The 26,802-nt window shown below is 71.7% G+C and carries 1 protein-coding gene (running past one end of the window); it reads right to left on the bottom strand.

Annotated elements, in window-relative coordinates:
* Window positions 1–34: 34 nt before the first annotated feature.
* Window positions 35–26,802: the 3' portion of an SDR family NAD(P)-dependent oxidoreductase gene (locus tag DM992_RS38930; RefSeq protein ID WP_111021522.1), read on the bottom strand. 3,757 nt of this gene lie beyond the right edge of the window; the window shows 26,768 of its 30,525 coding nt (coding positions 3,758–30,525); the start codon falls outside the window, past its right edge — the gene reads right to left on this strand; its stop codon occupies window positions 35–37.

Raw genomic sequence — 26,802 nt, 5'->3', positions numbered from 1 at the left:
GTGAAATTTCAAAATGGCTCGGGGCACGCGGCGCTCAGATCGCGCGCCGTGCCCACGCTTCCTGCAAGGCGGCACTCAGGGACAAGGCGCTGGTGGAGAACCGGCCGCACGGCTGGCCGTCCGCCACGAACACGCCGTCGATGCGCAAATGCGAGGCATCGCCGACCTCGGTGACTTCGTTGCGCTCGAACACGAGCTCCACGGCGTCGTCCCAGTACAGCGGCCGATCCAGCGCGACGTGCAGCGTCTTCAGCACGTCGCGTGTGGCCTCGCCGCGCGCCGGCAGGCTGGCCGCCAGCCGGTTCTCGGCGGTGAACAGCCGCATCGACTGACGGGCGGCCTCGGCCAGCACCACGATGTCGATCCAGGGCGCCGGGAAATCGCCGAAATAGGAGTTGTTCGGCTGCATCACGAGCGCGCAGCTCGGCTGACCGGCCTCGCCGCGCGCCTCGCTGAGCAGCACGTTGGCCGCGTCGAGCTTGTTAAGGCTGCGTGCGGGCGCCGGCTCGGCGCGCTCGGGCATCTCGCCGGACGCGCGCGGTGGACGCGGCGGCACCGCGCTCACCACGAACTCGGCGTGCGCCATTTCGCGGTCGTTCTGGATCACCTGCGCCCGATACGCGTCGGATGCGCCAGTGGCGGCGCTCACGTGGATTGTCGCGCCGGGCTCCTTGCGACACAGGTCAACGAAATGCAGTCGCACTTGCGAGACGAACAGCGCGGTGTCGGCCGGCAGGCAGTGCCGATGCAGATGGGCCGCCTGCACCGCCTCGCTCATCGCCGCGCCCAGATGCAGGCCGGAGACGTGGTCGAGCGGATGGTCGAAGAAGAACGCGTGCGATTCGTCCACTACCAGCTTCGCGTCGAGCCGCGCCGGTTCGACGGCCGCGATGCGGAGCGCCTCGCACAACTGGTTGCGCGGGTCGCTGCGCAGCGGCGGCTCGACGGGCTGCGTCTGCGCGCTGGCCGCGGCGGGAATCGCGTAGAAGCGACGACGGCCCTGCTCCTCTTGCGGCTGGGCGGCGGCCGGAAAATCGGCCGGGACGCCATGCGGCTCGCCCTCGGTCGCCTGCGCGGCGGCTTGCGTCGGCGCGCCCGCGCCGACGGTCTGCTCGATGCAGGCCACGAGTTCGGCCGCGCTCGCGCAACGCAACAGTGCCGCGCTCTCGAGCGTCACGCCCCGCGTCTTGAACTCGGCGATCAGCGCCGACGACAACTGCAGCAGGAACACCGAATCGAGGCCCAATTCGTGCAGCGAGTGCATGGCGAACGGCTCCGCCGGCAGGCCTGACAGCCGCCCGGCATGAGCGCACACGCGCGCCAGCAGCGTATCGCCGCCCGCCTCGACCACTGCCGCCGCGACGGGCGCGGCCGGTACCGGGGCTGGGCTTTGCGCCGCCACCGGCGTCGACCTCACGACATCGGCCGGCGCCGGCTCGAGCCAGTAACGCTCGGCCGCGAACGTGTAGCTCGGCAGATGCAGGCGCCGCGGCGGACGCGTCGGGTAGAAGATCCGCCAGTCGAGCGCGAGACCCTTGACCCACATCGACAGCAGCCGGTCCCACTTGCCCTTGGCGAGCCAGGTAGCCAGGAGTGCCGGCAAATCCTCGTCGGCCGCCAGACTCGACACCATGTCCTTGTTGCGTTGTGCCTGACCGCGCACGCCGCTGCCGAGCCGGCCATCCTGCGTGAACGCACCGAGCCGCTCGCGCAGCTCATCGAGTGAATCCACCGCCCAGGCCAGACGTTCGTCCATCGCGTCGCGGCCCACTTGCAGCGTATAGGCCAGCGCGTACAGATCCGCGTCAGGGTTGCGTTCCAGCCAGGCGAGCAGTTGCGCCGCGCGTTCGGTCAGCGCCGCTTCCGTGCGGGCCGACAGCACCACCAGCGCCGGGCCGCTCGGCCGTGCCGCCTGTTCCACCGGCGCCACGTACTCTTCGAGCACCACGTGTGCGTTCACGCCGCCGAAGCCGAACGAGCTGACACCCGCGCGACGCGGCAGCGGACGGCCAGCCTCGTCGACCGGCGCCACCCAGGGACGGTTTTCACGCACCACATAGAACGGGCTGCCCGACAAACCGATATACGGATTCTCCGGCTCGCTGTGCAGGCTCTTGACCAGCGTGGCGTGCTTCATCTGCATCACCACCTTGATCACGCCGGCCACGCCTGCGGCCAGCTCCAGGTGGCCGATGTTGCTCTTGACCGAACCGAGCCCGCAGAATGGCTCCTCGCCCGACTCGACGCCGAGGTTTGCGAATGCGCTCTTCAAGCCGGTGATCTCCACCGGATCGCCGAGCTTGGTGCCGGTGCCGTGCGCCTCGATATAGCTGACCGTGCGCGGATCGACGCCCGAGCGGCGATACGCGTCCGTCAGCAGGGCCGCCTGCGCCTGCGGGTTGGGCGCCGTCAGCGAACTCGCCCGGCCGCCGTGGTTTTCGGCGCCACCGCGGATCACGGCGTAGATCGCATCGCCGGCCGCCTGCGCGTCGCTCAGACGCTTCAGCACCAGCATCCCCACGCCCTCGCCGCGCACGTAGCCGTTGGCGGCTTCCGAGAAGGTCTTGCAGCGGCCGTCCTCGCTGAGCATGCCGGCCTTGCTGAAGCTCACATGCGCGTCGGGTGTGACGATCGTGTTGATGCCGCCGACGATCGCCATCTCGCAGGTGCCGTCGCGCAGGACCGCGATACCGCGGTTGATCGCCACCAGCGAGCTGGAGCAGGCCGTCTCGATCGGCTCGCTCGGACCGTGCAGGTTCAGGAAGTAGCTCATCCGGTTGGGGCCGATGGACGGCACCACCGAGGTCGAGGTGAAGGCCGCCTGCGCCTGCGCGGACTGCGCGAGCAGATTGCCGTAGCCGCTCAGGCTGGTGCCGACGAACAGCGCGGTGCGGCTGCCGGACAGCGCTTGCGCCGAGTAGCCGGCATCCTCGATCGCCTTCCAGACATGCGTCATCAGGAGGCGCTGCTGCGGGTCCATCACCTGCGCCTCGCGCGGCGAGATGCCGAAGAAGCGCGGATCGAACTCGTCGATGCCGTCGATGAAACCGCCCCACTTCACGCGGGTACGGCCCGCGTCGTCTGTCGGATCGCCGTAGACGGCCTGCCAGTCCCAACGCATCGCAGGAATTTCCTCGATGCAGTCGCGGCCGTCGAGCAGGTTCTGCCAGAACGCGTCGGCGTCCTCGGCCATCGGCATGCGGGCGCTCAGGCCCACGATCGCGATCGGCTCGTCGAGCGGCGCCCGGGCCGGTGCGATGGCCGCTGCCGGCGCCTCGGACGGCGCGGCGCGACGACGCGCCGCTTTCGCCGGCGCGCGCCGGGCCAGCTGGACCGGCCGGATCACCGCCGGCGCCACCGGGCGCTCGGCCACAGCCACGTCCGAGGCTTCCGCCGCAGTCGCAAAGTGCTGCGCCATCGTCTCGCGATGCGCGTCGACCAGATGGCGCGTGAGCGCCGCCAGCGTCGGATGCTCGAAGAACACCGTCGGCATCAGGTCCAGGTCGTAGGTTCGGTTCAATTCGGTGGCCAGCTCGGTCAGCGAGATCGAGTCGAAGCCGTAACCGGCCAGTTCCTCGTCAAGATCGATGTCCTCCGGCTTCACTTTGATCAGCACCGAAGCCTGATCCAGCAGCGCTGCGCTGACCATGCGCGACAGGTCGGCGCCGCCGGCAGCCGGCTGACGCGCGGCCGGGTTCGCCTGATACGCGTCGTCGGCCTTCTGTTCTGCCTCGAACGCTTCGAACCCGTCGTCGGCGGGTTGGTCCACGGCCGCGCCGAGCAGCGCGAGCAGCTTCTCCCGTTCGCCCGCCGCCACCAGCACCTGCGCCGCATCACCCGCCACCGCCTGCGCGAACGCCTTCAGCGCCGCCGCGTTCTCCAGCGGCACCAGCCCTGCCGTGCGACGCATCAGCTCGATGCTCGCCGCGTCCGGACGCATCGCCGCTTCCGCCCACAGCGGCCAGTTCACCGATACGCTGCGCCCGCTCGCCTCGCCACGTGCCACGCGCTCGGCGCGCGCGATCACATAGTGATCCATGAACGCGTTCGCCGCCGCGTAGTCCGCCTGCCCCGGATTGCCGCCGTAGCCCGCCAGCGACGAGAACGCCGCGAACAGCTCCAGCGGCACGTCGCGCGTGGCCTGATCCAGGTTCACGAGACCGGCCACCTTCGGCGCCAGCACCGCGTCCAGTTCCTCCACGCTCTTGTTCGCCAGATACGCATCGCGCAGCAGCCCGGCGCCGTGCAACACGCCGTCCAGCCGCCCGAACTCGACGACGATGCCCTCCACCAGCGCATTCACCGCCGCCGCATCCGTCACGTCCACGCGGCGATGCACGACGCGCACGCCGAGCACGGCGAGCCGCGCCCGCGAAGCGTCATCGAGTGCCGAGCGGCTGCTCACGATCACCGTCGCGCGCGGCGCCTGCGCCACGATCTCGCCGGCGAACACCAGCCCGATCGCGCCGGCACCGCCCGTGATCAGATATACGCCATCCTCGCGCCAGATCGGCCTGGCCGGCGCCTGCGCGAGTTCCCGCGCCACGCGAACCTCGCGTACGCCGTCGCGATAACGCAGCAGCGCGGCCGGCGCGGCCTGCTCGCCTTCTTCGCGCAGCAGATCGCCCATCACCACGCCGTTCATCTCGGCCGGCAGACACAGCAGCTGCGTCTTCAGACGCGGATATTCGAGCTGCGCCGTCTTCAGCAGACCGGACAGGCCCGCCAGCACCGCGAGTTCGCCCGTCAGCGGCACAACTACCTGCACCAGCAGGTCCGATGCCGGCTTCTCGGCCGCCAGCGCCTGCAGTCGCGAGAACAGATGGCGCGCCAGGCCGTGATAGCGCGCGCCGAGGTCGTCGCCTACCACCGGCGCCACCTCGCAGCGCGTATCGGCCAGCACCGCCGACAGCTCACCCAGCAATTGCCCGCCGAAACCGCACAACAGCACGACGCGGCGCGCGACCGGCACGATCGGCGCGTCCGACGGCAGCGCCATCGGCTGCCATGCCGGTGCCAGCAGCAGCGGGTCGTCGTCGTGCGCGACGGCCGCATCGAGGCGGCGCGACGCGAAGCCGTTCAGCCGAACGCAGACGCGCCCGGTTTCGTCCAGCAGCGCGATGTCGAGCTTGCGCACCGCCGTGCTGTCGTCCTTGGCGGCGGCAACCCATACCCACATCTCGCGCTGGCACGGCGCCAGCACGTCCAGCTCGCGCAGCGCGAACGGCAGCATCGGGGTCGCGTCGGCGAGTTCGCCGTCGGCGCCCAGCACCAGCCCGATCGCGGCCTGCAAGGCCGAATCGAGCAGCCCCGGCGCCAGCGTCATGCCGGCCGGCAGCACCGGCAGCGCCAGCCGCGCCAGCACCTCCTGCTCGCCGGCATGCAGCTCGGCCAGGCCACGATGGCTCGGCCCGTAGACGAGCCCGAGCCGGTCGAACGCGGCATAGCACTGCGCGGCCGTGAAGCTCGCGCGCCGCATGCGCGCACGCAGCGCGTCGAGATCCAGCGTCTGCGGCGCGGCTTCGGCGTGCGGCCGTGCCTGCGCGACGCCGCGGCCATGCACGCGGCGCGCCGTACCGGTCGCATCGCCGCTGTAGACCTCGAAGCTCACGCGGCCGTCGTCCTCGGCCTGCAAGTCGATATGCACCGCCTGCGGCGTGCCCGGCTCGACCACCAGCGGGCGCGACCAGACGATTTGGTTCAGCACCAGCTCGGTCGCCGCGCCGGCACCGGAGCGCACCAGCGCGGCATGCGCCATCTCCAGATAGGCGACGCCCGGCAGCACGCGCCGGCCCTGCACCTCGTGATCGGCGAGGAACGGCTCGCTGCCGTCGAATTGCGAGGTAAAGCGCTGCGCCTCCAGGTTCGAGGTATTGGCATGCAGCAGCGGATGCAGCTGCGCCGCGCCGAGCATTGGCGCCGCGCTCGCCGCGATGCGTGCCGCCGGCTTCGTCTCGGCCCAGTAACGCTCGCGCGAGAACGGATAGACCGGCAGATGCAGGCGGCGCGGCGTCGGCGACGCGTGCAGCGTGCGCCAGTCGAGCGTGAGGCCCTTGGCCCACATCGACAGCAGCCGGTCCCACTTGCCCTTGGCCTGCCACAAAGCCAGCAGCGCCGGCAGGTCCTCGTCGGCCGCGAGGCCGGCGAGCGCGTCCTTGTTGCGCTTGACCTGACCGCGCACGCCGCTGCCGAGCCGGCCGTCCTGCGTGAACGCACCGAGCCGCTCGCGCAGCTCATCGAGCGAATCCACCGCCCAGGCCAGACGTTCGTCCATCGCGTCGCGGCCCACTTGCAGCGTATAGGCCAGCGCGTACAGATCCGCGTCAGGGTTGCGTTCCAGCCAGGCGAGCAGTTGCGCCGCGCGTTCGGTCAGCGCCGCTTCCGTGCGGGCCGACAGCACCACCAGCGCCGGGCCGCTCGGCCGTGCCGCCTGTTCCACCGGCGCCACGTACTCTTCGAGCACCACGTGCGCGTTCACGCCGCCGAAGCCGAACGAGCTGACACCCGCGCGACGCGGCAGCGGACGGCCCGCCTCGTCGACCGGCGCCACCCAGGGACGGTTTTCACGCACCACATAGAACGGGCTGCCCGACAAACCGATATACGGATTCTCCGGCTCGCTGTGCAGGCTCTTGACCAGCGTGGCGTGCTTCATCTGCATCACCACCTTGATCACGCCGGCCACGCCCGCGGCCAGCTCCAGGTGGCCGATGTTGCTCTTGACCGAACCGAGCCCGCAGAATGGCTCCTCGCCCGACTCGACGCCGAGGTTTGCGAATGCGCTCTTCAAGCCGGTGATCTCCACCGGATCGCCGAGCTTGGTGCCGGTGCCGTGCGCCTCGATATAGCTGACCGTGCGCGTATCGACGCCCGAGCGGCGATACGCGTCCGTCAGCAGGGCCGCCTGCGCCTGCGGGTTGGGCGCCGTCAGCGAACTCGCCCGGCCGCCGTGGTTCTCGGCGCCACCGCGGATCACGGCGTAGATCGCATCGCCGGCCGCCTGCGCGTCGCTCAGACGCTTCAGCACCAGCATCCCCACGCCCTCGCCGCGCACGTAGCCGTTGGCGGCTTCCGAGAAGGTCTTGCAGCGGCCGTCCTCGCTGAGCATGCCGGCCTTGCTGAAGCTCACATGCGCGTCGGGTGTGACGATCGTGTTGATGCCGCCGACGATCGCCATCTCGCAGGTACCGTCGCGCAGGACCGCGATACCGCGGTTGATCGCCACCAGCGAGCTGGAGCAGGCCGTCTCGATCGGCTCGCTCGGACCGTGCAGGTTCAGGAAGTAGCTCATCCGGTTGGGGCCGACGGACGGCACCGCCGAGGTCGCGCTATAGGCTTCCGTGGCCCGTTCGTCGGCCGGGAACAGGTTCTGATAACCGCTCAGCCCGGTGCCGACGAACAGCGCCGTGCGGCTGCCCGAGATCGACTGCGACGAATAGCCGGCGTCCTCCAGCGCCTTCCAGACATGCGTCATCAACAGGCGCTGCTGCGGATCCATCACCAGCGCCTCGCGCGGTGAGATGCCGAAGAACAGCGGATCGAACTCGTCGACGCCGTCGATGAAGGCGCCCCACTTCACGCGCGTGCCGCCCTCGCCGCCCGCCAGCTCGGTGGCCACCGCGCGCCAGTCCCAGCGGCCCGCCGGGATTTCGGTCACGCAGTCGCGGCCGTCGAGCAGGTTCTGCCAGAATGCGTCGGCGTCCTCGGCCATCGGCATGCAGGCGCTCAGGCCCACGATCGCGATCGGCTCGTCGTCGGCTTCGACACGGCGACGCGGCGCATTGGCCCGGGCGCGTCGCGTCGACGGCGCGCTCGCCGCCGCGCGCAGCTCCGGCCTGGCCGCGGCGGCAGGTGTCGTGGCGGAGACGGGCGCCAGATGGCGCGCCATCGTCTCGCGATGCGTCTCGACCAGATAGGCCGTGAGCGCCGCCAGCGTCGGATGCTCGAAGAACACCGTCGGCATCAGGTCCAACTCGTAGGCGCGATTGAGTTCGGTGGCCAGTTCGGTCAGCGAGATCGAGTCGAAGCCGTAACCTGCCAGTTCCTCGTCGAGATCGATGTCCTCCGGCTTCACCTTGATCAACGCGGACACGCGGCTCAAGAGCGTCGCGCCGACCACGCGCGACAGATCCACGCCGGCACCGGGCCCCGCCTGCGGCGCCGGCGCGACGGCTTCGCTCACGTCGGGTGCGTCGTCCACGGCCGCGCCGAGCAGCGCGAGCAGCTTCTCCCGTTCGCCCGCCGCCACCAGCACCTGCGCCGCATCGCTCGCCACCGCCTGCGCGAACGCCTTCAGCGCCGCCGCGTTCTCCAGCGGCACCAGCCCTGCCGTGCGACGCATCAGCTCGATGCTCGCCGCGTCCGGACGCATCGCCGCTTCCGCCCACAGCGGCCAGTTCACCGATACGCTGCGCCCGCTCGCCTCGCCACGTGCCACGCGCTCGGCGCGCGCGATCACATAGTGATCCATGAACGCGTTCGCCGCCGCGTAGTCCGCCTGCCCCGGATTGCCGCCGTAGCCCGCCAGCGACGAGAACGCCGCGAACAGCTCCAGCGGCACGTCGCGCGTGGCCTGATCCAGGTTCACGAGACCGGCCACCTTCGGCGCCAGCACCGCGTCCAGTTCCTCCACGCTCTTGTTCGCCAGATACGCATCGCGCAGCAGCCCGGCGCCGTGCAACACGCCGTCCAGCCGCCCGAACTCGACGACGATGCCCTCCACCAGCGCATTCACCGCCGCCGCATCCGTCACGTCCACGCGGCGATGCACGACGCGCTCGCCGAGCACGGCGAGCCGCGCCTGCGAAGCGTCATCGAGTGCCGAGCGGCTGCTCACGATCACCGTCGCGCGCGGCGCCTGCGCCACGATCTCGCCGGCGAACACCAGCCCGATCGCGCCGGCACCGCCCGTGATCAGATATACGCCATCCTCGCGCCAGATCGGCCTGGCCGGCGCCTGCGCGAGCTCCCGCGCCACGCGAACCTCGCGTACGCCGTCGCGATAACGCAGCAGCGCGGCCGGCGCGGCCTGCTCGCCTTCTTCGCGCAGCAGATCGCCCATCACCACGCCGTTCATCTCGGCCGGCAGACACAGCAGCTGCGTCTTCAGACGCGGATATTCGAGCTGCGCCGTCTTCAGCAGGCCGGACAGGCCCGCCAGCACCGCGAGTTCGCCCGTCAGCGGCACAACTACCTGCACCAGCAGGTCCGATGCCGGCTTCTCGGCCGCCAGTGCCTGCAGTCGCGAGAACAGATGGCGCGCCAGGCCGTGATAGCACGCGCCGAGGTCGTCGCCTACCACCGGCGCCACCTCGCAGCGCGTATCGGCCAGCACCACCGACAGCTCGCCAGCGAGCTGCGCCTCGAAACCGCAAAGAATCACCACACGGCGCGCGACCGGTGCCGACGCGCCGGCTTGCAGCGCGGCCGCTTGCCAGACCGGCGCAAGCATCAGCGTCGCGTCCTCGCCGTGGCCGGCATCGAGGTCATCGTCATGCCACGCCTCGTCGTCGTGGCCGGACTCGCCCTGCGCGACGGCCGCATCGAGGCGGCGCGACGCGAAGCCGTTCAGCCGAACGCAGACGCGCCCGGTTTCGTCCAGCAGCGCGATGTCGAGCTTGCGCACCGCCGTGCTGTCGTCCTTGACGGCGGCAACCCATACCCACATCTCGCGCTGGCACGGCGCCAGCACGTCCAGCTCGCGCAGCGCGAACGGCAGCATCGGGGTCGCGTCGGCGAGTTCGCCGTCGGCGCCCAGCACCAGCCCGATCGCGGCCTGCAAGGCCGAATCGAGCAGCCCCGGCGCCAGCGTCATGCCGGCCGGCAGCACCGGCAGCGACAGCCGCGCCAGCACCTCCTGCTCGCCGGCATGCAGCTCGGCCAGGCCACGATGGCTCGGCCCGTAGACGAGCCCGAGCCGGTCGAACGCGGCATAGCACTGCGCGGCCGTGAAGCTCGCGCGCCGAATGCGCGCACGCAGCGCGTCGAGATCCAGCGCCTCGGGCGCGGCCTGTGCCAGCCCGAGCCGGGCGACGCCGCGGCCGTGCACGAGGTGCGTCCGGCCGGCCGCATCGTGGCTATGGACCTCGAAGCTCACGCGCTCGTCGTCCTCGGCCAGCAGGCTGATATGCGCCGCCTGCGGCGTGCCCGGCTCGACCGCGAACGGCCGCGACCAGACCACCTGATTCAACTGGACGCGATCCGAGGCGCGGCAGGCGCCCGAGCGCACCAGCGCGGCATGCGCCATTTCCAGATAGGCGACGCCCGGCAGCACGCGCCGGCCCTGCACCTCGTGATCGGCGAGGAACGGCTCGCTGCCGTCGAACTGCGAGGTGAAGCGCTGCGTCTCCAGGCTCGACGTGTTGGCATGCAGCAGCGGATGCAGTTGCGCCGCGCCGAGCACCGGCGCCGCGCCTGCCGTTGTCGTCGTCGCGCCCGGCTCCACCCAGTGCCGCTCGCGGGCGAACGGATAGGCCGGCAGATGCAGACGGCGCGGACGCGGGCCCTGATAGAGCCGGTCCCACTTCACCGCGATGCCCTTCGCCCACACGCCCAGGAGTCGCGTGAACTTGCCCTTCTGCTGCCAGCTTTGGAGTAGCACGGCCATATCGTCGTCGCCGGTCAGGCCGGCGAGCGCGTCCTTGTTGCGCTTGACCTGACCGCGCACGCCGCTGCCGAGCCGACCGTCCTGCGTGAACGCACCGAGCCGCTCGCGCAGCTCATCGAGTGAATCCACCGCCCAGGCCAGACGTTCGTCCATCGCGTCGCGGCCCACTTGCAGCGTATAGGCCAGCGCGTACAGATCCGCGTCAGGGTTGCGTTCCAGCCAGGCGAGCAGTTGCGCCGCGCGTTCGGTCAGCGCCGCTTCCGTGCGGGCCGACAGCACCACCAGCGCCGGGCCGCTCGGCCGTGCCGCCTGTTCCACCGGCGCCACGTACTCTTCGAGCACCACGTGTGCGTTCACGCCGCCGAAGCCGAACGAGCTGACACCCGCGCGACGCGGCAGCGGACGGCCAGCCTCGTCGACCGGCGCCACCCAGGGACGGTTTTCACGCACCACATAGAACGGGCTGCCCGACAAACCGATATACGGATTCTCCGGCTCGCTGTGCGGGCTCTTGACCAGCGTGGCGTGCTTCATCTGCATCACCACCTTGATCACGCCGGCCACGCCCGCGGCCAGCTCCAGGTGGCCGATGTTGCTCTTGACCGAACCGAGCCCGCAGAATGGCTCCTCGCCCGACTCGACGCCGAGGTTTGCGAATGCGCTCTTCAAGCCGGTGATCTCCACCGGATCGCCGAGCTTGGTGCCGGTGCCATGCGCCTCGATATAGCTGACCGTGCGCGGATCGACGCCCGAGCGGCGATACGCGTCCGTCAGCAGGGCCGCCTGCGCCTGCGGGTTGGGCGCCGTCAGCGAACTCGCCCGGCCGCCGTGGTTCTCGGCGCCACCGCGGATCACGGCATAGATCGCATCGCCGGCCGCCTGCGCGTCGCTCAGACGCTTCAGCACCAGCATCCCCACGCCCTCGCCGCGCACGTAGCCGTTGGCGGCTTCCGAGAAGGTCTTGCAGCGGCCGTCCTCGCTGAGCATGCCGGCCTTGCTGAAGCTCACATGCGCGTCGGGTGTGACGATCGTGTTGATGCCGCCGACGATCGCCATCTCGCAGGTACCGTCGCGCAGGACCGCGATACCGCGGTTGATCGCCACCAGCGAGCTGGAGCAGGCCGTCTCGATCGGCTCGCTCGGACCGTGCAGGTTCAGGAAGTAGCTCATCCGGTTGGGGCCGACGGACGGCACCGCCGAGGTCGCGCTGTAGCCCTCGCCCGCCCGCGCCTCGGCCGAGAACAGGTTCTGGTAACCGCTTAGCCCGGTGCCGACGAACAGCGCCGTGCGGCTGCCCGAGATCGACTCCGACGAATAGCCGGCGTCCTCGATCGCCTTCCAGACGTAGGTCATCAACAGGCGCTGCTGCGGATCCATCACCAGCGCCTCGCGCGGCGAGATGCCGAAGAACAGCGGATCGAACTCGTCGACGCCGTCGATGAAGGCGCCCCACTTCACGCGCGTGCCGCCCTCGCCGCCCGCCAGCTCGGTGGCCACCGCGCGCCAGTCCCAGCGGCCCGCCGGGATTTCGGTCACGCAGTCGCGGCCGTCGAGCAGGTTCTGCCAGAACGCGTCGGCGTCCTCGGCCATCGGCATGCAGGCGCTCAGGCCCACGATCGCGATCGGCTCGTTCGAGTGGGCCGTGCCGGTGCCTTGCGTCGGCGCCGCAGCCGCCGCGACCGCCGCAGCGGGTGTGACCGCCGCCGCTGCCACGACCGTGGCAGCCGCCGAAGGTGCCGCCGCAGCGGGGCGCGCCACCGTCGCCGGCCAGACGCGCGCGCGCCGCTCGCGCTCGGTACGCAACAGATACTCGGCGAGCGCTTGCAGCGTCGGGAATTCGAAGAACAGCGCCGGCGTCAATTCGAAGCCGAACGCCGCGTTGAGTTGGTTCGTCAGCTCGGTCAACTGCACCGAGTCGTAGCCGTATTCGCTCAGCGCCGTGCCCAGCTCGACCTGCTCGGGCGTGACATGCAGACGCCGGGCCACGTGTTCACGCAGCGCGCCGCACAGACGATCGCGCAGCTCGGCGTCGGCGCCGGCCGCCGGCGCGCCGACCGATGCGGCCGAAGCCGCGGCGGTCACCATCGGCTCGCGCGCCGCCACCGCTGTCTCCACCTCGACCGCGATGGCCGATACCGGCGTCTCATGGACCGTCGCGGCCAACGGTGCCGGCGCGAACCTGTGCTTCAGCAGCACGGTATGCGCCTCCACCAGATGGCCCGCCAGCCCTTGCAGGCTCGGGTATTCGAAGAACAGCGCAGGCGTCAGTTCGAGCCCGAGTTCGCGATTGACGCGATCGGCCAGATCGGTCAGCGAGATCGAGTCGTAACCGTATTCACTCAGCTCCAGATCGAGGTCGATCACATTGGTCTCGACCTTGATCAGCGCGGCGGCCTGCTCGCGCAGGTAGGCGCCGACGCGATCGCGCAGCTCGGTCGCGGAGATCGTGACGGCCGGCGCCACGGGCGCGGCGCTCGATTGCGCGATGGGCGCGGCGACGGCTGCCGGCACCGCCGGCGCCTCCGGGGCGGCAACCGCCGGCGCGAGACGCGCCGCGAGCGGCGCGCGCCGCGTGGCCAGCAGATGCCCGGCCATGCGTTGCAGCGTCGGGAATTCGAAGAACAGCGCCGGCGTCAGGTCCAGGCCGAACTCGCGGTTCAGGCGATCGGCCAGATCGGTCAGCGACACCGAGTCGTAGCCGTATTCGCTCAGCTCGGCGTCGAACTCGACGAGCGTCGGCTCGACCTTGATGAGGCTCGCCACCTGCTCTCGCAGGCGCGCCAGCAGCCGGTCCAGCAGTTCGGAGTCGGCGATCGCGGCCGCGGCCGGCTGCGTCGCGGCCGGTGTGACGCGCGCCGCGGCGGCCGGCGCGGGCGCGCCGTTGGCCTCCTCGCGCGTGCCCGGCTTGCGGGCAACTACGCCGAAGGTGTCGATCAGGCGCCGACGCTCGCCGGTGGCGACCAGCACCTGCGCGTGACCGCTCGCGAACGCCGCGTCGAACGCGGCCATCCCGGTGGCGTCGTCCATCGTCGCGAGGCCGAAGTTGTCGAACATCAGCGTGACGCTGGTCTCGTCCGGACGCATCCCGCCGTCGGCCCACAGCGGCCAGTCGAGCGAGAGGCTGCGGCCCTGCCGCTCGCCGCTGCGCACCCGCAGTTCGCGGCCGGCCATGTAGTGGTCCATGAACGCGTTGCCGGTGGTGTAGTCGGCCTGCCCGGGATTGCCGGTCACGCCGGCCAGCGACGCGAAGGTCGCGAACACGTCGAGCGGCGCGGCGCGGGTGGCGAGATCGAGGTTGACGAGCCCGCGCACCTTCGGCTCCAGCACCGCGACGAAATCCGCCTCGGACTTCTTGAGCAGATAGCTGTCGCGCAGGAAGCCGGCGCCGTGCAGCACGGCGGTGAGCGGCCCGAATTCGGCGCTCAGGCGGTCGACGAGCGCGTGCACGGCACTTGCGTCGACCACGTCGAGCGAGCGGTAGACCACGCGCGGGCCGAGCGCCTCGAGCGCCGCCAGCCGCGCGCCGTCGAGCTGCGAGCGGCCGGTCAGCACGACCGTGCTGGTCGGGCTCGCGGCCAGGATCGCGCGGGCGAACACCAGCCCGATCGCGCCGGCCCCGCCCGTGATCAGCACCACGCCGTTGTCGCGCCAGACGGGCGTGGCGGCCGGCGCGGGTGCGATCTCGACCAGCGAGGCGAGCTCGCGGCGGCTGCCGCGATAGCGCAGCAGTTGCCCGCGCGCGGGCAACTGCGCGCGCTCGGCGCGCAGCAGCCCCGCGAGCCTGGGCAGGCCGATGCCGTCGGCCACCAGCACCACCTGGGTGCGGATCCGCGGATTCTCGAGCTGCGCGGTGCGCAGCAGGCCGGACAGGCCCGCGAATGCTGCCGCCTCGCCGGTGGCCGGCAGCACCAGTTGCAGCAGCGTCTCGCCGCGGCGCTTGTCCTGCAGGATGCCGCGCACCGTCGCGAACAGCTGGCGCGACAGGCTCATGAAGCGTTCGCCGGCATCGGCGCCCTCGGCTTGCAGCGTCTCGCACTGCGCGTCGCCCAGACGGTTCGCGAGCGCCGGCGCGTCGATGTCGGGCAGCGCGTACAGCAGCACGCGCTGCACGCCGCCCGTCGACGCCGTGGCGGGGAACGCCAGCGGCTGGTCGACCCATTGCGGGCGCGCCAGCAGCACGCCGTCCAGCGCGGCCGCGGCCGGCTGGGCGGCAGCGGGTGCCGATACGGGCGCGCGCGGCGCGCTCACGGCCGCCGCCGGGCCGACCACCGGATCGAGCGCCACCGCGGCGGCCGGCGCCGGCTGCCCGGCTTGCAGCCCGGGCACCCAGAAGCGCGTCTTCGCGAACGGATAGCCGGGCAGGCTGAGGCGGCGCGGCCGCGCGCCGCCGTACAGCAGCGTCCAATCCATCGCCAGACCCTGCACCCACATCGCCAGCAGCTTGTCGAACTTGCCCTTGGCGATCCAGCTGTGGATCGCGTCGCGCAGATCGTCGTCGCCGCTGAACGCGGCCAGCGTCTGCCGGCCGGCGCGCACGTTGCCGCGATGCAGATCGGCGGTGGCGTCGTCGCCGCTCAGGAACGCGTCGAGCCGCTCGCGCAGCTCGGCCACCGAGCCGACCACCAGCCCGAGCCGTTCGTCCATCGCCTCGCGGCCGGTCTGCAGCGTGAACGCGAGTTCGGCAAGTGCCGGCTCGTCGAGCGCGAGCCGATCGCGCAGGCGCCGGGCGGCCTCGCGCAGTTGCTCCGGGTTGCGCGCCGACAGCACCACCAGCGCGGGCCCGCTCGCAGCGGCCGCGGCTTGCGACGTGCCCTGGTATTCCTCGATCAGCACGTGCGCGTTCGCTCCGCCCGCGCCGAACGAGCTGACGCCCGCGCGCAGCGGATATTCGAGCAGCTCGCCGTCGACCTCGAGGCACGGCCGCTCCCAGGCGGCGAGTTGCTGCTGCACGACGAACGGGGTGGCGGCGAAATCGATGTGCGGATTGAGCTGCGCGGAATGCAACGACGGCACCAGCTCGCGGTGACGCATCTGCAGCAGCACCTTGGTGACGCCGGCGATGCCGGCCGCGCTCTCGCAATGGCCGATGTTCGATTTCACCGAGCCGATCGCGCAGAAACCGGTATCGCGCGTCTGCCGGCGGAAGCTGTTCGACAGGCCGGTGATCTCGATCGGATCGCCGAGCGAGGTGCCGGTGCCGTGTGCCTCGATGTAGCTGATGGTGCGCGCGTCCACGCCGGCGCGCTCCAGCGAGCGGGCGATCACCTCGGCCTGCGCGCCGGGGTTGGGCACCGTGTAGGCGTTGGTCTTGCCGCCGTGGTTGACGGCGCTGGCCTTGACCACGCCGTAGATGTGGTCGCCGTCGGCCTCGGCCTGCGCGAGCGGCTTGAGCAGGATCGAGCCCACGCCCTCGCTCGGCACATAGCCGTCGCCGCCGTCGCCGAACGCCTCGCAGCGGCCCTTGCTCGACACGAACTTGCCCTGGCCGAGCGCGAGATACTTGTTCGGGTGCAGCGTGAGATTGACGCCGCCCGCGATCGCCATCGCGCATTCGCCGTCGCGCAAGCTCTGGCAGGCCAGATGTATCGCCGTGAGCGACGACGAGCACATCGTATCGAGCGCGAGGCTCGGGCCGCGCAGGTCGAAGTAGTAGGACACGCGATTGGCGATCGACGCCTGGCTGCCGGACAGCGCAATGCGGCGCCCCTGCAGGCTCTGCTCGGCGCCGTAGAGCTGGTATTCCTCGTACATCACGCCGACGAACACGCCCACCTGGCCGCCTGCGCGCGCGAGCGACTGGCGCGTGTAGCCGGCATCCTCGAACGTATGGAACACGTTCTGCAGGAACACGCGCTCCTGCGGATCGATGATCTCGGCATCGCGCGGTGAGATGTTGAAGAACAGCGGATCGAACTCGTCGACGCCGTCGATGAAGCCGCCCCACTTGCTGTTGACCGTGCCCGGCTGCGAGCGGTCGCGGCTGTAGTACGGCGTGTGGTCCCAGCGCTCGGCCGGCACCTCGGAGACGCAGTCGCGGCCGGCGCGCAGGTTGTCCCAGAACGCGTCGACGTCGGCTGCCATCGGATAGCGGCCGGCCAGGCCGATGATCGCGATGGCACCGCCTGCCGCCGGCTGACGCGACGGCATCGCGGCGGCCGGAGCCGGAGCCGCGGCGCGCGCAACGGGCTTCGCCGCCGCTGCCGGCACGGCGCGCGCGGGTGCCGTCGCGGCCGGAACCGGAGCCGGCGTCTCGGCGGACCGGGCCGCCGCCGTGCGGCGCGAGCTGCCGAGCAGCGTGTCGAGTTGCTCGGCATGGCCCTCGACGAAGTAGCCGGCGAGTTCGGCGAGGCTGCCGTACTCGAAGAACAGCGTCTTCGACAACGCGCCGAAATGCTTCTCCAGCTCGCTGGTGAGCTTGATCACCATGATCGAATCGAGCCCGTATTCCTCGAACGGCACGTCGGGCGTGATCTGCTCGGCCGCCATGCGCGTCGCATTCGCGAGCAGCGACTTCAGGTAACGCTCGGTGCGTTCATGCAATTGCGTATCGGTATTCAGGGGAATCTCCTCGGCGGACGCGTCCGCCACACGGTTCGATGTCACGGCCGGCTCGCCGGCCAGGGCCATGCTCGCGAATTCGGCGTCGGCGTCGACGTCGGCCGGCAGGCCGGGCGCCGCCACGGCCGGCGCGGTGCCGCCCGCGGACGGCTGGCCCGCGAAGCGGCGCGCGGCGAAGCCGAGAATGCGCGCGCACACGGCGCCCTGCGCGTCGCAGACCAGGAACTCGAGCTTCTGCACCGCGCTGGCGGCGGTCGAGCCCGCCTCACGGCGCACCCACACCCACATGTCGTCGACGCACGGCGCCAGCGCCTCGACGCGCGCGGCCGCGAACGGCAGCACGGTGGTGCTGTCGCGCAGCCTGCCGTCGTCTCCGAGCAGGAACGCGACGCTCGCCTGCAGCGCCGAGTCCATCACGCCCGGATGCAGCAGGAACGCCGACACCCCGCCGGGCGCGGCCACCGGCAGCGCGAGGCGCGCCAGCACGGCGTCCTCGCCCGCGTAGACGGCGGCCAGCCCGCGATGGCCCGGCCCGTAAGCGAGGCCCAGCTCGGCGAACGCGTCGTAGCACTGCGCCGGACTGAACTCGGCGCGGCCCATCGAGGCACGCAGCGCGTCGAGGTCGAGCGTTTCGGCCACCGGCGCCGGATCCCAGCGTGCGCTGCCCTGGCTGTGCACGCCGCCGTCGCTGTGGATGCTGAACGCGACGCGCCCGTCCTCGTGCGGCACGAGCCCGATGTGCAGGCTGGCCGGCGCGTCGTCGAGCGCGAACGGCCGCGACCACACCACGTTGGTGAGCACCGCGGCGGCGCCTTCCGGCGCGGGCGACAGCTCGGCGAGCGCGGCGCGCGCCATCTCCAGATAGGCGACGCCCGGCAGCACGCGCCGACCCTGCACGACGTGATCCGCCAGGAAGAACTCCTCGCCGCGCAGGCGTGTGCTCAGGCGCAGGCCGTCGAGATTCGAGGTGTTCGCGTGCAGCAGCGGATGCAGCACCGGTGCCGCGCGAGGCGCATCCATCGCGCCCGGACGGTACGGCAGCGTCAGCCAGAAATGCTCGCGCGCGAACGCATAGGTGGGCAGGCTCACCCGGCGCGCGCCGGGCGTGAGCACGTAGGCGGCCCAGTCGAGCGCCGTGCCGCTCACCCACAGCGGCAGTAACGCGTCGTAGCGGCGCTCGGCGGCCCAGGCCGCGCAGCGCGCCGGCAGGCCGTCGTCGCGCGCGGCCGCGGCGCCGCGGCGCGTCTCGCGGCGGCCGAGCCAGAGGCCGGCCTCGTCGTGGCGGCCGGCCAGATAGGCGGCCAGCTTGTCGCGCGCCTCGTCGAGGCTGGCGGCCACGAAGGCGAGCCGCTGGTCGAGCGCGACCCGGCCGACCTGCAGCGTGTGCGCGAGATCGGCCAGCGCGGGCGCCTGTGGCTCGCCGAGGAAGTCGTGCAGCGCCTGGGCCATCTCGCGCAGCCGGTCGGCGTCGCGCGCCGACAGCAGCACCGCGTGCGGAGCCGCGTCGGCCATGGCCGGCGCGGCGGCCCTCTGCGCCGGCAGGTATTCCTCGACGATCACATGGGCGTTCGCGCCGCCCGCGCCGAACGAACTGATGCCCGCGCGCAGCGGCACCTCGCGGCCGTCGATCACGGGCCGCTCCCATGGGCCGAGCGCCTGTTGCAGCACGAACGGCGTGGCGGCGAAGTCGATCTCCGGATTGACCGTCTCGGCATGCAGCGACGGCGCGATCTGGCGGTGCTTCATCTGCATCAGCACCTTGGTCAGGCCGGCGATGCCGGCCGCGCTCTCGGCGTGACCGATGTTCGACTTGACCGAACCGATCGCGCAGAAACCGGTGTCGGCGGTGTGCTCGCCGAACGCACGCGTGAGCCCGCTGATCTCGATCGGATCGCCCAGCGATGTGCCGGTGCCGTGCGCCTCGATGTAGCTGACGGTGCGCGGATCGACGCCGGCGCGCTCGAACGCGGTGCGCACCAGCGCGGCCTGCGCCGCGGGGCTCGGCACCGTGTAGCTGTGAGTCTTGCCGCCCGCGTTGATCGCGGTGCCCTTGATCAGGCCGTAGATGTGGTCGCCATCGGCGATCGCTCGCGACAGCGGCTTGAGCAGCACCGCGCCCACGCCCTCGCCGTCGACGAATCCCTGCGCGCCGGCGCCGAACGAATGGCACTTGTCCGAGGGCGTCAGCATCACCATCTCGGAGAGCGTGATGTAGTGCTGCGGCACCGAGATCAGGTTCACGCCGCCGGCGATCGCGCAATCACTCGCGCCGCTGTGCAGGCTCTCGACGGCCAGGTGCAGCGCCGTCAGCGACGACGAGCACGCGGTGTCGACGGCCAGGCTCGGGCCGGTGAAGTTGAACAGGTACGAGACGCGGTTGGCTGCCGACCAGTAGGCCGCGCTGGTGGCGTAGCGGCCGTTCATGATGCCGACGAACACGCCCATGCGCGGATGCGCGTCGGCCAGTTGCGCCGGCGTGTAGCCCGCGTCCTCGATCACCGCGTGAGCCTGCATCAGGAACAGGCGCTCCTGCGGATCCATGCGCTCGGCTTCGGCCGGCGAGATGCGGAAGAACAGCGGATCGAACTTCGAGAAGTCGTCGAGGAAGCCGCCGAACTTGCTGTACATCGCGCCTTCCTTGCCCTTCTGCTCGTCGAAGTAGTCGCGCCAGTTCCAGCGCTCGGCCGGGATCTCGCCGATGCAGTGACGGCCGTCGCGCAGGTTCTCCCAGAAGCGCCGCACGTTCTCGGCCTTCGGATAGCGGCCCGACAGGCCGACGATCGCGATGTCCTCGCGCGGCGCCGCAGCCGGCAGGGCCGCCGCGACGGCGGCCGGCGCGGTCGGCTGGACTGTCGGCGCGGCGACGGCCGCCTCGGCTGCGGCCGCCTCGACCGGCGACGCGGTGACGGGGGCTGCCGTCTCGACGACAGGCGCCGCCTCGGTGCCGGCCAGCAGCGCGTGCAAGGCCTGCGCGTGCGTGACGAGCAGACGGTCGGCCAGCCCGGCCACGCTTGCCACCTCGAACAGCAGCGTGCCGCCGATGTTCGACAGCACGCTGCGCAGCTTGGCCGTTAGCTGCACCACCAGCACCGAATCGATGCCGTAGCTTTCCAGCGGCTCGGCCGGATCGATCTCGACGGCCGGGATGCGGATCACCTCCGCCACCAGCCCGCGCAGGTAGTCGAGCGCACCGGCGCGCAGCGCGGCGCCACCGTCGGCATCGGACGACGCGGCGGGCGCCTCGGGCGCAACCGCGTCGTCCGGCTCGGTCGCGACGGGCGCCGGTGCCGCCGGCACGATGGTCTCGTTCACCGCGCCCGCCGCGTCGGCCGCGACCGGCGCCGCCGCCTCGGCGCCGGTCAGCAGCGAGCGTAGCGGCTCCGTATGTGTCGACAGCAGGCGCTCGCTCAGCGCGTCGATGGTCGCCACTTCGAACAGCAGCGTGCCGCCGATGTTCGGCAGCACGCTGCGCAGCTTGGCCGTCAGCTGCACCACCAGCACCGAATCGATGCCGTAGCTTTCCAGCGGCTCGGCCGGATCGATCTCGGCGGCCGGAATGCGGATCACCTCCGCCACCAGCTCGCGCAGATAGTCGTTCGCCGCTCCGCGCGACAGCACCGCCGGCGCCGAAGCGACAGCGGCGGTCGCCTCCGCGCTTCGCGGCGCGACGCTCACGCTGGCACGCGCGACGCGCGACGCCGCGCTGGCGACGAGCGTCGCCCGCCGCCGCGCGGCGCGCGCCGGCAGGCGCATCGCCACCGTGGTGCCCGGGCCGACCGGCTGACGCGCCAGGCCATCGCTCTCGCCGACGATGATCTGCTGGGCGAGCGCGCGCGCCGAGGCGGCCGGCAGGCGCACCGAGCGGAAGCCCTCGGCTTCCATCACGGCCTGCCAGACCTCCGGATAGAGGCCGGGCGAGCCCGGCTGCCGCAGCGCGGGATCGTCGTAGAGCCACCAGCCCTCGAGCAGGCCGAAGGTCAAATGACTGAACAGCAGGTTGTCGCTCATCTCGTTGAGCAGCAGCATGCCGTTCGGACGCAGCGTGGCCTTCACGTTGCGCAGCGTGTTCCGGATGTTGACGGTGGCGTGCAGCACGTTGGTGGCGATCACCACGTCGTAGGCCTGCGCGTCGATGCCCTGCCCGTCGAGCGGCTTGCCGGCGTCGAACAGCCGGTAGGCCAGATACGGATTGGCGGGCCCGAACTCACGCTGCGCGTGCATCAGGAACGCCTTCGACAGGTCGGTGTAGCAGTACTCGGCGATATTGTCCTGGTACGGGCGCAGCGCCGGGAACACGCGCGCGCTGGTGCCGCCGGTGCCGGCGCCCACCTCCAGGATGCGCACCCGTGCGGCCGGATCGCGCGCCACGCGCGCCTTCACCCAGGCCACCAGCGCATCCACCAGCACGGCGTTGAAATGGTCGGAGACGGGGTTGTTCTTGTACACCCCCTCGACCAGCTTCAACGACGACTTCGGGAACATCACCGCGGTGGCCGGTCGGCGCTCGCCCAGAATCTCGGGCAGCGCGCGCAGCATCGCCTCGACCAGCTGCACGCGCGAGCGCCGGTTGTCGTCGGACAGCCATCCGGCGGTGTCGCGCTCCCAGTCGGCCCAGGCCGCCCCGGCATCCACCGGCTGCAGCGCGTGATAGGCACCGTCGGCGTGCCGCGCGATCCAGCCATGGCGTTGCAGCACGGCCAGGGTCTCGTCGAGCCAGCGCTCGTACATGGCCGGCAGCCGCGCGCGCAGGCCCGCCAGCGTGGCGCCCTCCGCGCCGAACAGGCCGAACTCGCGCAGTTGCGCGTAGAGCAGTTTGGCGAGATGGCGGTCCATCTCCGCGGTCTGCGCGACCACGCGCTCGCACAGGCTCGTCACGCCGGCGTCGGCGGCCGGGTCCGGCAGCGTCGCGACCAGCGCGGGCAGCGGCGCGGCGGCGGCCGTCATGGCCTCGCTCTGGCTGGTGCCGTCCATCGCCGACAGGCGCGTGACCTTGATCAGCGCGAGCTGCCGGCTGGGGCCGGCGAGCAGCACGTCGAGCGCGGTCATCGCCTCGGGCGGTTCGACCGAGGCGATCCCGGCGCGCGCCATGCGCGCCTGATAGTCGGCCGTCGCGGCTACCCCGACCTCGCCCCAGTAGCCCCAGTTCATGATGCGCACCGGGAAGCGCCCGGTCTGGTCGAGATAGGTCGCGAACGCGTCCTTGAACACGCAGCCGGCCGCGTAGTTGGCCTGACCCGGCATGCGCGCGAACGACTGGATCGACGAGAAGAACAGCATGAAATCGAGCGGCAGCTCGCCGAACACCTGCGCCATCCGCACGCTGACGTCCGCCTTCGCGCGGTAGCTAGACAGGAACGCCTGCTCGTCCATGCGCGCGAGCGTGCGGTCCTGCAGCACGATCGCCGAGTGCAGCACGCCGTCGATGCGGCCGAAGCGGCGCAGTACCTCGTCGCGCGCGGCCTGCAACGACGCGCGGTCGCCGGCGTCCGCGCTCAGGTAGAGCGGGCGCGGGCCGTGCGCCGCGAGCGCGTCGAGGCGCGCCTCGACGCGCGCGTCGGCGGCGGAGCGGCCAAGCCAGACGATCTGCGCGCGATGGTCCTGCACCAGCGCCTCGCTCCACGCCCCGCCCACCCCGCCGGCGCCGCCGATCACCACGTAGACGCCGCCCTCGCGATACGGCGGCAGTGCCTCGGCCTGCGGCACCAGCGGCACGTATTGGCGGCGATACCACTGACCGCCGCGATACAGCCACGCGTCGCCGTGCGCGTCGAACGGCAGCTCGAACACCTGCTGCAGCGGCGCGGCGCCTCGCGAGTCGAGATCGATCACGCGCACCGGCCAGTTCGGATATTCACGCGCGAGGGAGCCGAACAAGCCGTGCAGGCCGGCATCACCCGGCTGCACCGTGTCGTTCGCGTCGCAGCCGTGGGTGCGCGTGGTGAGCAGGGTCCAGTGCAGCGCGTGCTCGTCGCGGCCCGCGGCCAGCAGCGCCTTGATCAGCCGGAATGCGCGCAGCACACCGAGCGGCTGACGCGCCAGCAGGGCGTCCTCCTCGCCCGGCACGGTGGGTGCCGTGTCGCCGGCCCACACCACATGATCGAAGCCGCGCAGCGCGGCCAGCCGCGCGACCAACGCGTCGCGGCTCTCGTCGGCCGCGAACGCGAGCCTCTGCAACTCGGGATCGAAGCGCCGCAGCGCGTCGACGAGCGCCGGCTCGGCGCCGATCACGAGCAGCCGGCCCACTTGCAGCGCGGCGCTCGGCAGCGGCGTGACGTCCCACACCGGCTGCAGCAGCACCGGGAACGCCGCGCCGTCGGCGACGGCGTTCGCGCCTTGCGCCGCCGTGCCCGCCGGTGCCGCGTTGCCGCGTGCGGCGGATGCCGCGTTGGCCGCGCCGTCGGCGTCGGGACGCGGCGCGAGGATCCGCGAGCTGTAGCCGCTCAAGCGCGCGCACAGCGTGCCAGCTTCGTCGCACAGCTCGATGTCGAGCTCCTGCCAGCCCGCGCGCGGCTCGTGCAGGCGGATCGCCGCCCACAACGTGCCCACGCACGGCGCCAGCACGTCGAGCGAGCGCAGCGCGAACGGTAGCGCGGTGCGGTTCTCGCCCATCAGCAGCGCGATCGAGGCTTGGATCGCGGCGTCGAGCAGGGCCGGATGCAGCACCACGCCGCCGGCCTGCGCGCCGGCCGACTGCACCAGCCGCGCCAGGGCGAGGCCGGCGCCGGTCTGCACCGACTCGATGGCGCGCAGGCTCGGGCCGTGATCGATGCCCATCGCGCGGATCGCGTCGTAGCAGCGCTCGCGCGAGACTGTCGCGCTCGCGCAACGCGCGTGCCACGCGGCCAGATCGAGCACGGCCGGCGCGGCCGAGCCGGCCTGCACGAAGCCCTGGGTATAGATGAACTCGGCGTCGCCGGCCGCGCGCACGCGGAATTCGTAGCGGCCCGCCGTGTCGGGCAGCAGGTCGACACAGACCTCGGGCATCGGCTCGCCGGTCACGAACGGCCGTACCCACACCACGTCGGAGATCTCGACGCCGGTCTGCTTGCCGGTGACGGCCGCGAACGCGGCGCGCGCCAGCTCCAGCGAGACGACGCCCGGCATGATGGTGCGCCCCTGCACGACGTGATCGACGACGAAGAACTCGCGCCCGCTGAAGTTGGCGCGCAGCGATGGTGTGCCGCTGCCGACGGCGCCCGCCGCGAGCCACGGATGCGCGCCCGCCACCGCCTGCGTCACGGCCGAGGCCGGCGCGGGCAGCGGGACCGGCAGCGCGCACGGCTCGATCGGACGCGCGTCGAGCGCCAGCGTCATGGCCGCCGCGTCGAGCCAGTAGCGCTCACGCGCGAACGGGTAGGTCGGCAGCGGCATGCGTCGATAGTCGCCGTCGGCGTACAGCGTGCGCCACTCCGGCTCGGCGCCCTGCAGATAGGCGTCGGCCAGCGCGCCGAGCGCAGCGCGGTACTCGCCGTCGGAGCCTGCGGCGGCGAGTGCCGTCACTTGCTCCGCCCAGGCGCTCGCCGGCGCCGCGACGGCCGCGGCCGCCGTCTCGCGGCCCGCGTCGAGCGCGGTGCCGAGCGCCGCCACCAGCTCGGCGAGATCGCGCACCACCCAGGCCGCGCGGCGGCCGAAGTGCTTGCGGCCCGCCAGCAGCGTGAAGCTGAGGTTGCCGAGGTCGAGCGACGGCTTGCGCAGGCAGTGCGCGCGCAGGCGTTCGATCTGCTGGCGCAGTTGACCCGGGGTGCGGGCCGACAGCGTGACGAGCCACGCCGGCTTGTCGGCATGGCGCAGCGTGCTGGCCGGCGCGTCGCCGATCACCAGATGCGCGTTGGTGCCGCCCGCGCCAAACGAGCTGACCGCGGCCAGCCGCGGCCGCTGCGCCTCGCGTGCCCACGGCTGCAGGCGCGTGTTGACGTAGAACGGGCTGTCGGCGAAGCGGATCGCCGGATTGCCGCTGCGGTAGTGCAGCGACGGCGGGATCTGCTCGTGCTCGAGCGCCAGCAGGATCTTCAGCACGCCCGCCACGCCGGCGGCGTACTGGGTGTGGCCGAGATTGGTCTTCAGCGAACCGATCGCGCAGTATTCGCGGCGCTCGGTGTCTGCACGGAACGCACGGGTGAGCGCGCCGAACTCGATCGGGTCGCCGAGCCGGGTGCCGGTGCCATGCGCCTCGACCATGCCGATCTCGCTGGCGTCGATGCCGAAGCGCTCGTAGATGCGGCGCAGCAGCGCCTCCTGCGAGCGCGCGCTGGGCGCCGTGATGCCGTTGGTGGTGCCGTCCTGGTTGACGCCCGAGCCGCGGATCACGCCGTGGACGTGATCGCCGTCGGCCAGCGCGTCGGAAAGCCGCTTGAGCACCAGTACGCCCACGCCCTCGCCCGGCACGAAGCCGTCGGCGCTGGCGTCGAAGGTGTGGCAGCGGCCGGTGGCCGACAGCATCCCGGCGCGATGGGCGGCCGTGTAGAGCTTCGGGGTTGCCTGCAGGAACACGCCGCCCGCCAGCGCCATGCGCGTGTCGCCGCTGCGCAGGTCCTTGCATGCCAGGTCGATCGCGACGAGCGAGCTGGAGCAGGCGCTGTCGATCGCCATCGAGGGGCCCTTCAGGTCCAGGTAGTAGGCGATCCGCGACGGGATCACCGAGGCCATGTTGCCCCACAGCGATTGCGGCGACGGCTTGCCGAGGAAGAGGTCCTGGTAATCGCCGCCGCAGCAGCCGACGTACACGCCGCAATCGGTGCCGGCCACCTGCGAGCCGGCGTAGCCGGCGTTCTCCAGCGCCTTCCAGGCTTCCTGCAGGAAATGCCGCTGCTGCGGATCCATGTAGGTCGCCTCGAGCCCCGAGATGTTGAAGAACAGCGGGTCGAATTCCGCGATGCCCTCCACGAAACTGCCGTGACGGCAGGCGGCCTCGCTCGCTTCGGCGTCGGCCGGCAGCGGCCAGCGCGTGACCGGCTCGATCAGGTCGCGGCCCTGCGCGAGGTGCTCCCAGAGCGCGTCGAGATCGTCGGAGCGGCCGAACCGGCCGCTGATGCCGACGATCGCGATGGCGTCCTCGCGCGTCGCCGCCGGGGTGACGGACGCCGCGCCGGAGGCCGCGGCCACGGCCGCCTCGCGCGGGGCGGTTGCCGCCGCGACCGGCCCCTTGTATTGCGAGACGAGGTGCTCGACGAGCCGCTGCAGCGTGCTGTAGTCGAACAGGCAGGTGGTGTCGAGATCCAGGCCGAGCGTCGCGTTGAGGCCGTCGACCAGTTCGACGCCGAGGATCGAGTCGAGGCCATAGTCGGCGAACGACTGATCGGCGCGCACCTCGTCGGGGCGCAGGTCGAGCGAGGCGCAGAGCCGCTCCACCACGATCCGCTCGACGTACTCGCGGGTCTCGGCGGCGCTGGGCGCCACTGCCGGCGCGACCGGTGCGGCGCTCACGGGCGCCGCGACCGGTGCCGCCGGCCCGACGGCGGCCGATGCAGCCGATGCAGCCGATGCAGCCGACGAGGGCGCGAGGCCGCGATAGCGTTCCGCGATCCAGTAGGTGTTGCGGGCGTACGGATAGCTCGGCAGATGCATGCGGCGCGGTTGCGCGTCGCGATGCAGCGCGGCCCACTCGATGCGCTGTCCGCTCACCCACAGGCTCGCGAGCG

This window comes from Burkholderia sp. JP2-270, assembly GCF_003233675.1.
In the GTDB taxonomy this organism is placed as follows: Bacteria; Pseudomonadota; Gammaproteobacteria; order Burkholderiales; family Burkholderiaceae; genus Burkholderia; species Burkholderia pyrrocinia_C.
The sequence above is the reverse complement of the archived record's forward strand: the minus strand, read 5'-3'. Positions and strand labels throughout refer to the sequence as shown.